We start from the raw sequence: 7,353 nt of genomic DNA on the forward strand, positions 1-7,353 counted from the left end.
GACGACCTATAGCTGCGCATAAAAAAACCCGAACACCAAAGGGCGTCCGGGTTGTGGGGGTTATAAAAAAATGCTCGGTTCAGTCGCACCGGCGCCAGATTCAACTGTATCGGTCGATGAATCCGCAATACGCAGCAAAGGCGATTGCAAAAGCGTTTTGATTTCCATCTGAGTCAGCAGGGTGTCCTGCTCAATCTGCGCACGCGCAGCTGCGACGTCAGCTATGTTCTGGCCTTTGTCCTGATACTCCTGGAGTTTGGTTTTGTAGCCCAAGTAGCGGGAAGACAACTCCGTACCCGATGTCGCCGATCCGGTGTCGTTTTGTTGCTGTGTTCCACCCGTGGTGGTGGCTACAGTAGAGGTCATCCCGGTAGCTGGACTACCGGCAGTCTCCATTTTGGCTCTTAGACCTTCTACGTACTTATGGTCATCGAATTTCCCCATGTAGACATCGGCACTGAACCCCAGTAACGAAAGGCATTTCGACGTTGCGTCGGTAATGCTTTTCTTTGCATGGTCTTCATCACTCGAAATGGTCCCGTAGGCATCCCGAGAAAGGAATGTGGTCGCGCCGAACTGCTTGATGGAACCGCGTTTGCCCTCGTAGATGTACCAAACTTCGAGGTAGACCTTGTGAATGATTTCACGACCGAGCAAGCGCCCCTCGTTGTCAAAGCCCAATGGGCCGCCTTCGACGTAGCTTTCACTGATGAGTTCTGTCCCCCATCCCAGTCCATGTGGACCGAAAATCTTGGTAGCCCTCATGGCTTGATAGGTCGGAGATACTGCGGTGCCCTGAAAGCCACCCTTGCTGAACGACTTGGTTAAGTCGGGATGCGTTTCCTGTACCTGGCTCCACACATCCAGACCGATCGACGCCGCTGGTGCGCCTGCATCCGATGGCTTGCATTCCTTGCCTGCCTGAACCGCGTTGGATACTGCTTCTGAAGTGGGTTGCATTTTTTAACTCCTACGACGCTGCAAAGAGTGAATACCTAATGCAGGGGTATGACGCACAGCAGCCAATAAGGTAGGGGGGGATCAGGATATTTCCGCTAATGGAATTTGCAATACTTAACACGTCGCTATATTTTAGGCGGCACAACCAGCCTATTGCAACAAAAAGGCTACTACCTGTATTATCGCTACGTGTTACGTCGCACAATAATCCCACGAGTATTCCTATGAACACCAAAACCCGTGCCCTAATGGCTGCTTCGCTCGCCCTTGTTGCAAGCACCGCCGGCGCAGTCGACGTGCGCCAAATGGTGATTCCGGAATCGGTGGGCGTAGCGGTAGAACCTGCACATCAGGCACATGTCCTCGGTGAAGCTATCCGCGATAGCCAGGTCAAACGCACGCCCACCATCTGGATCGTTAACGAACCATCGCGCACTCGCGCCCTCATGCCAGCAGAAGAAGCACGGTTGGACGCTATTGACGCAGAAGCGGCCGAAGAAGCACGCCACGAGCGATCGACTGTCCTTTTTGGTTTCGACAAGACCAGCCCGGTTGAATGGACAGCACTCGAGAACACGATTGCGGATGCACGTCGAAAAGGCAGCGTCATTAAGCTGGTAGGTCATGCGGACGATGTTGGGAGTGACGCCTACAACCAAAAGCTCTCTGAAAATCGTGCTATCACCGTCGCCCGCTATTTGATCAAACGCGGTGTCAGCAAAAAGAACATCAAAGTCTTCGGCCGTGGTAAGCGAGAACCTGTTTCCATCGTTGACAGCTCGATGAACCGCCGGGTGGAAGTGGATGTTGTTAAAGCTGCGGGAGGCGCTCTTTGAAAGAGATCGACATCCCGCGCTACGTCGATAGCCAGATGCAGTTACTTTTTTGGGAAATCGACGAAGCGGTAATTTTCATTGGCTGCTTAGGCGCAGGTATCGCTATCGGTGGCTGGGCGACAATCGCGTCGCTGGTGGGAGGCTGGTACGCAGTTAAGCGCTTCAAGCGTTTCAAAAATGGCGCTCTCGATGGCATTTTGCAGCACCTTTGCTATTGGGCCGGGGTCATGCCACTGAACAAGCATTACCAGGACTCATCGAAGCGAGACTTCTTTCTTTGAAGAAGTTTGTTCGCTGTTTATGCGTACGCGTTATGAATCCTTTTACGGCTCAAGGGTTTTAGAAAATGAATTTAAAAAGTCTGCTCGGCACGATGGAAGGGCTCTCGTCGTTCGCCAAATTGAACGCAACGGCAAATGCCTTTTTGGCCGTTGCAGTGTGCGCACTGGGTATTAACCAGCTGGGACAACACGAGACCACACGGCTGATTCCGCCGACTCTGGACAAGGAAGTAAAGATTGGCTGGAACACCGCTGACGAGGACTACCTGAAATCATTCGGACTGTACGCCTCGGTACTGATGGGTAACGTCACACCGAAAAACGTGAAGTTCGTTGCCGACTCCGTTAGCGCTTTCGTAGATCCAGCGATCTATCCGGAAGTTCGCAAAAAAATGTTCATGCTCGCCAACGACCCTGTGTTCAACACGAACGCCGGATCAATCAGTTGGTCCGCGTCGAAGACCAGCTACGAAAAAGAAACCTCGAAGGTTTTCATCGTCGGAACGATGGAATCACGGAGTGCAACAGGACAAGTCAAGCCTGAGGTCAACGTCGTTGAGTACGTCATTAAAATCAGAGACGGCAGACCGGTTATTGAGGCCTTCGACACCTACCCCGGCTCAAATCCTAAAACCAAAAAGTGGATCCAGGCACACCCACCTAAGCCAGCAGAACCAACCAAGGAGACGCTTCAGTGAAACGCACAGCCATTGCTCTCATTGTGCTGGTCTCCCTTCAAGCGACTGTTGCTGTTGCTGATGGGACGGCCAATTTCAACCTGCCGCCGGTACCTAAATCGGCGGAGAAACGCATCAAACCTGTAGAAGCCCAGCCATTGCCAGGCTTGGGGCTGATGCCAGGTAATAAGGAAGAGTCCCGCACTCAGGTAGTTCGCGTTGGCTCTGATCGAAATGAAATTGTGTATGTCTCGAGCCTTTTGCCGAATCGGATTTCTACGCCTTTCGCTGAACCACGCTCGATTGACCAACAGGAAGCGGATGTTGATTTTTCAACGATAGGCCAGTCCCTTTACGCAACTATGAAGACTGGTAAACCAGTTGCGGCCTACATCACTGGAGCGAACCCAAATGACCCAGTGATATCACTGACACTCGTACCAAAAGAAATGCCGCCGCAGACCATTGTTCTACAGTTGGATAAGGCCCAAGCTGAAACTGGTGGTAAATCCGATTCTGAAAGTGCTCCCGACAACAATGTTTACACTGACCATATTCGTTATTGCCTGCGAGAAGTAGCACTCGGTAAAACCCCAGAGGGTTTCAGCGAAGGCGCACTACCTTCGGCTGCGGCCAATATCGGTAACGTGATCGCATATCCCAAAGCCCGTTATTCAGGTCCAGAGTACGACATCTATCGCTATACGATTTTGGGCACCACGCCAAATGATGTCGACTTAGATGAAGGCACTTTTTATAGCGAAGGTGTTCGAGCCGTTTCGTTCTTTCCAACTGCCACCTTAAGGAACGGAAAAACTACAGAGGTTTTCATCGTTTCTGATAAATCGGCAACTGGGGATTAACCATGGCTCTGAAAGACAATCTTAATACATGGTGGCAAGACCTCAATCCGCGTTGGCGCCAAGTTATTGCAATTGGTGGTTTGCTGTGTGCGTTGATGTTGGTCGGTGCCATTTTGGTTGGCGGCGGGAAGAAAAGTGATCGCAAAAAGCCTGAGCCATTAAACGAAACCAACTTGATGTTGCCTGTCGGTAACAACAACACGCCTGAACAGTTACTCGCAAAAATCGAAGCGCAAGGTAAAGAGCTGAAAACCGTTAGCTCCCAGCTGCAACAGGAAAAAGACGCTCGTAACGCCGATAAGCTCCGCGAATTGGAAGAAAAGCAGAACAATAAAAATGACTCTGTTACCCAAGATGCCTTGCAGGAACTGAAACGGGTTAATGCGCGTTTAGAAGAGTTGGAAAAGAACGGCCCACGTTCTGGCTCAGCTCCAGCACTCAATGATGCGCTACCTGGTTATGACGCAACGGCCGGCGCCGGTACTGCCGCACCTGCGCCAGAAGTTAAGCCGGCGGGCCCTAAGTTGAGAATTACAGGGGCAAACCTCGATAACAAGCGTGAAGCTCCAAAACGTGAGGAAAAGCCGGTACCGGCTCTGTCTAGTGGTTCCTTCTTTGAAGCTGTCCTGCTGAACGGTATGGATGCTCCAACCAGCGCCACTACGCAAAAGAATCCAGTGCCAACAACGATGCGCGTCAAAACACTCGCGATGCTTCCGAACAAATACAAGGTTGACATTAAAGAATGCTTTGTACTTGCATCCGGCTACGGTTCACTCTCAAGTGAGCGTGCAATTATTCGAACCGAAAGCATTTCGTGCGTACGAAAAGACGGCAAGATTATTGACACAAAACTAGAGGGCTACATCGTCGGTGAAGATGGTCGTGCGGGTATGCGAGGTCGACTTGTTTCCAAACAAGGGCAAATGATCGCGAAGACTATTGTTGCCGGTGGACTCTCTGGTATTGCACAGGGCTTGACGCCTCAAAGCGTTCCACAACTTAACCTGAATCCTGGTCAGACTGTTTCAACACAAACTGCTGACGCGTCGAGCATTTTGCAAACAGGTGTAGCTAAAGGGTTCTCCACGTCCGCAAAGGAAGTTGCCAAGTTCTATATGGAAATGGCTCGTGAAATGACTCCGGTTGTGGAAATTGATGCAGGCCGCAAGGTAACCATCATGTTGGTTAAAGGGTTCGAACTGAAATGAACAAGGTGATGCCTATGAAACGAATTGCAATTATCGGTGCGCTACTCCCTATCGCATTGCTCAGCGGTTGTTCTTCTTGGTTTAACACTGCCGGCGACGATGAGTTTTCCTGCCCGGGTATGCCCCAAGGAATCATCTGTAAATCGCCAATGGCTGTTTACAAGTCGACGAACCAAATGCCGGCACTGACCGAAAGTGACATGCCTATCGGGCAAAAAGTGCCGAACGTTAAATACGGTAACGATCTGGGAAAGACTGCGAGCTCTGAGCAAAGCCTGAAGGCTTCGAACGGGATGCCAGGGCCCAAAGTTGCAGATCTTGCCCGCCCAGTACGAGTCCCGGCGCAAGTCATGCGCATCTGGATCGCACCCTGGATCGATAGCAAGGACGACCTCCATTTTCCGTCCTACCTGTTCACCGAAGTACAGCCGCGCACTTGGTCATTCGGTAAAGCCGAATACGCAGGACAAGGAATGGTTGTGCCTCACCGTGAGCTCGCCGCCGTACCGCCTGTGAACGCCACTGTACCGGCACATCAACCCGAGGAAAAACAACCCTCGGATTATGCTCCTGACCCAACTGCCGCAATCCCAACAACCACCGACATCAACCTGAACTGATACAACTGGAGCTTCACCATGAACGTACAAAACACTGCTCAAATCGCAAACAAAGTGGCTGCACCTTTCGCCAAGTTCAAAAGCAAATTGGCAGTAGCGGCGATCGGTCTCGCTACCGCTACCGGCTTTACCGCGAACGTCCAAGCCAGCAACAAGGTCGAACTCAACCAGACCGCGCCATTCGCCAAAATGAACAAAGGAGCCATGCTGGTTGTGGCCGCTGTGGGCCTGGCTGCGGCTCTGGACGTCACCGCCGGCTCCGACTCGACCTTCTTCACGATCGTGACCAAACTTGACGACTGGATGACCGGCTCCCTCGGTAAAGTTTTTGCTCTGGGTGCACTGGGTACCGGCCTGGCGATCGGCGTCGTGAAACAGTCGGTTATGTCCGTGGTTACCGGCGTTGCTGTAGCCCTGTCCGCAAGCGTTGGCCCGGGCGTACTGACCAACATCTTCACCGCTACCTTGTAAGACCCCCGAAGGCGCACTGGCAACCAGTGCGCCTTTTTAGTTGGCTCTGCCTGCGGGTTGCCCTACAGGCCTTCCAAAGCCTACTCAACCACACTCCAAGGCGAACAGTGCTATGGCAGCCTCAAAAGCAACGATCAAAGGTGACCGAGTCACCCTTCCTCAAGCAAAACTCACCGTTAGAGCAGTCGACCCGGACTCCAAGGTTTTTTTCTGCTCAGATGGTACTGAACACTATCTCGGCGCTTGTTTTGTCTCCGACGCCTTGACGGGCGCAAGTTCGTCGACCGTGGACAAATTGCAATCGGCGTTGAGCATGGCCTTTCCACCAGGCACTTTCATCCAGATCGGCATGCTCGCCAGCCCTGATGTAGGCGAGTACATTGACGCATACGTCAACAACAAACCTAATTCAACGCCGATATTGCAGGCACTGACGACCCAACACGCAAACTTGATCAGCAGTGGCGTGGACACACCGTTAGTGCAGCGCAGCGGCGTAATGCTTAATCGTCAGCGCGTCATCGTCACTGTTAAATTCCCATGCCGTAACGAGCGGCCTGAAGACGCGGATATTGCCACCACGAAAGAAAGCGCTGATCGAATCACAGAAGCACTCAAGGCTGCATCGTTGAATCTATTTCAGCTGGATGCAGTCGCGTACCTGGTGATCATGCGAATCATCACCAAACTATGGGACGCTCCACGCTCCCACTATGACGAAGCGAAGTTACTCAAGGACCAGATCTACTACCCGGGTGACTCTATCAATTACGACGATCCGTCAACAATCAAATTCAATGAGGGGTCTCATTACGCAAAAGCGTTGAGCGTCAAGTTCTTCCCCCAGCGCACCAGTCTTGCAATCATGAACCATATGATCGGTGACCCGGGTGGACTCTCCAACCAAATCACTGACCCTTACTACATGGTTCTGACGCTGCACTATCCAGACCAAGTGGTAAAGGTGGACGAAGTCAAAAACACTTCCTCAATCATCAACCATCAAGTGTTTGGCCCGACTGCGCACCTTATTCCTGTGCTGGGCTATAAGAAAAAAGGCGTTGACACACTGGTTCATGAGATCGAGGGTAAGGGCGCAGTTGTTGTCGAGGTGAACTTCACGGTTTTCCTTTTTTCGCGCAGCCTTGAGCGCTTGAACAAGCTTTCCTCTGGACTCCAGGCCTACTACACGTCCCTCGCATTCGAACTTCGCGAAGATAAGCGAATTCTCGAGGCGTTGTGGAACAATCTACTGCCCCTTAACACCACTCGTGAGGGGACGAAGAATCTATTTCGTTTCCACACAATGAATCGCCTCGGGTTTCGTAGACACCTCTTTGCCTTAAACTGAGGCCAATTAGGAGGTGCCATGAGCAACCCACGTTATCCCGAAGAATTCAAAATCCAAGCGGTCAATCAAGTGACCGAAAAGAA

Annotated in this window: 9 protein-coding genes; 8 read left to right on the plus strand and 1 reads right to left on the minus strand. The window is 51.7% G+C overall.

The window, feature by feature from the left end:
- Positions 1-60: 60 nt before the first annotated feature.
- Positions 61-960: a hypothetical protein gene (locus tag JFT66_RS22110; RefSeq protein WP_108184673.1), complete on the minus strand. Its 900-nt coding sequence runs from the start codon at positions 958-960 to the stop codon at positions 61-63.
- A gap of 224 nt (positions 961-1,184) precedes the next feature.
- On the opposite strand from JFT66_RS22110, the gene JFT66_RS22115 reads away from it, so the two are divergent.
- The 8 genes from JFT66_RS22115 (at position 1,185) to JFT66_RS22150 (ending at position 7,270) form a co-directional block, all read left to right on the plus strand.
- Entirely contained in the window at positions 1,185-1,796 is a 612-nt protein-coding gene (locus tag JFT66_RS22115; protein ID WP_108184674.1) for an OmpA family protein, read from the plus strand.
- Entirely contained in the window at positions 1,793-2,077 is a 285-nt protein-coding gene (gene traL, locus JFT66_RS22120) for a type IV conjugative transfer system protein TraL (RefSeq protein ID WP_046489683.1), read from the plus strand. Before JFT66_RS22115 ends, traL begins: the two co-directional genes overlap by 4 nt.
- A 65-nt stretch (positions 2,078-2,142) precedes the next feature.
- On the plus strand, positions 2,143-2,775 hold the full coding sequence (locus tag JFT66_RS22125; RefSeq protein ID WP_108184675.1) for a TraE/TraK family type IV conjugative transfer system protein: 633 nt from the start codon (positions 2,143-2,145) through the stop codon (positions 2,773-2,775).
- Positions 2,772-3,617 (plus strand): TraK domain-containing protein, encoded by an 846-nt coding sequence (locus JFT66_RS22130; RefSeq protein ID WP_108184676.1) that lies wholly within the window; start codon positions 2,772-2,774, stop codon positions 3,615-3,617. The genes JFT66_RS22125 and JFT66_RS22130 overlap by 4 nt, the downstream gene beginning before the upstream one ends.
- Before the next feature lie 2 nt (positions 3,618-3,619).
- Positions 3,620-4,828, plus strand: a complete 1,209-nt coding sequence (locus tag JFT66_RS22135) for a TraB/VirB10 family protein (RefSeq protein WP_198822938.1) — start codon at positions 3,620-3,622, stop codon at positions 4,826-4,828.
- Between the two features lie 14 nt (positions 4,829-4,842).
- Positions 4,843-5,448 (plus strand): type IV conjugative transfer system lipoprotein TraV, encoded by a 606-nt coding sequence (gene traV / locus JFT66_RS22140; protein ID WP_108184867.1) that lies wholly within the window; start codon positions 4,843-4,845, stop codon positions 5,446-5,448.
- 18 nt (positions 5,449-5,466) lie between these two features.
- Entirely contained in the window at positions 5,467-5,919 is a 453-nt protein-coding gene (traA, locus tag JFT66_RS29885) for a TraA family conjugative transfer protein (protein ID WP_233097168.1), read from the plus strand.
- Positions 5,920-6,031: 112 nt separating this feature from the next.
- A complete protein-coding gene (locus JFT66_RS22150; RefSeq protein ID WP_198860151.1) occupies positions 6,032-7,270 on the plus strand; it encodes a conjugal transfer protein TraC in 1,239 nt (412 codons plus the stop codon).
- Positions 7,271-7,353: the final 83 nt, after the last annotated feature.

This window comes from Pseudomonas sp. MF6755 (assembly GCF_016405635.1).
GTDB classification, from domain to species: Bacteria; Pseudomonadota; Gammaproteobacteria; order Pseudomonadales; family Pseudomonadaceae; genus Aquipseudomonas; species Aquipseudomonas haemolytica.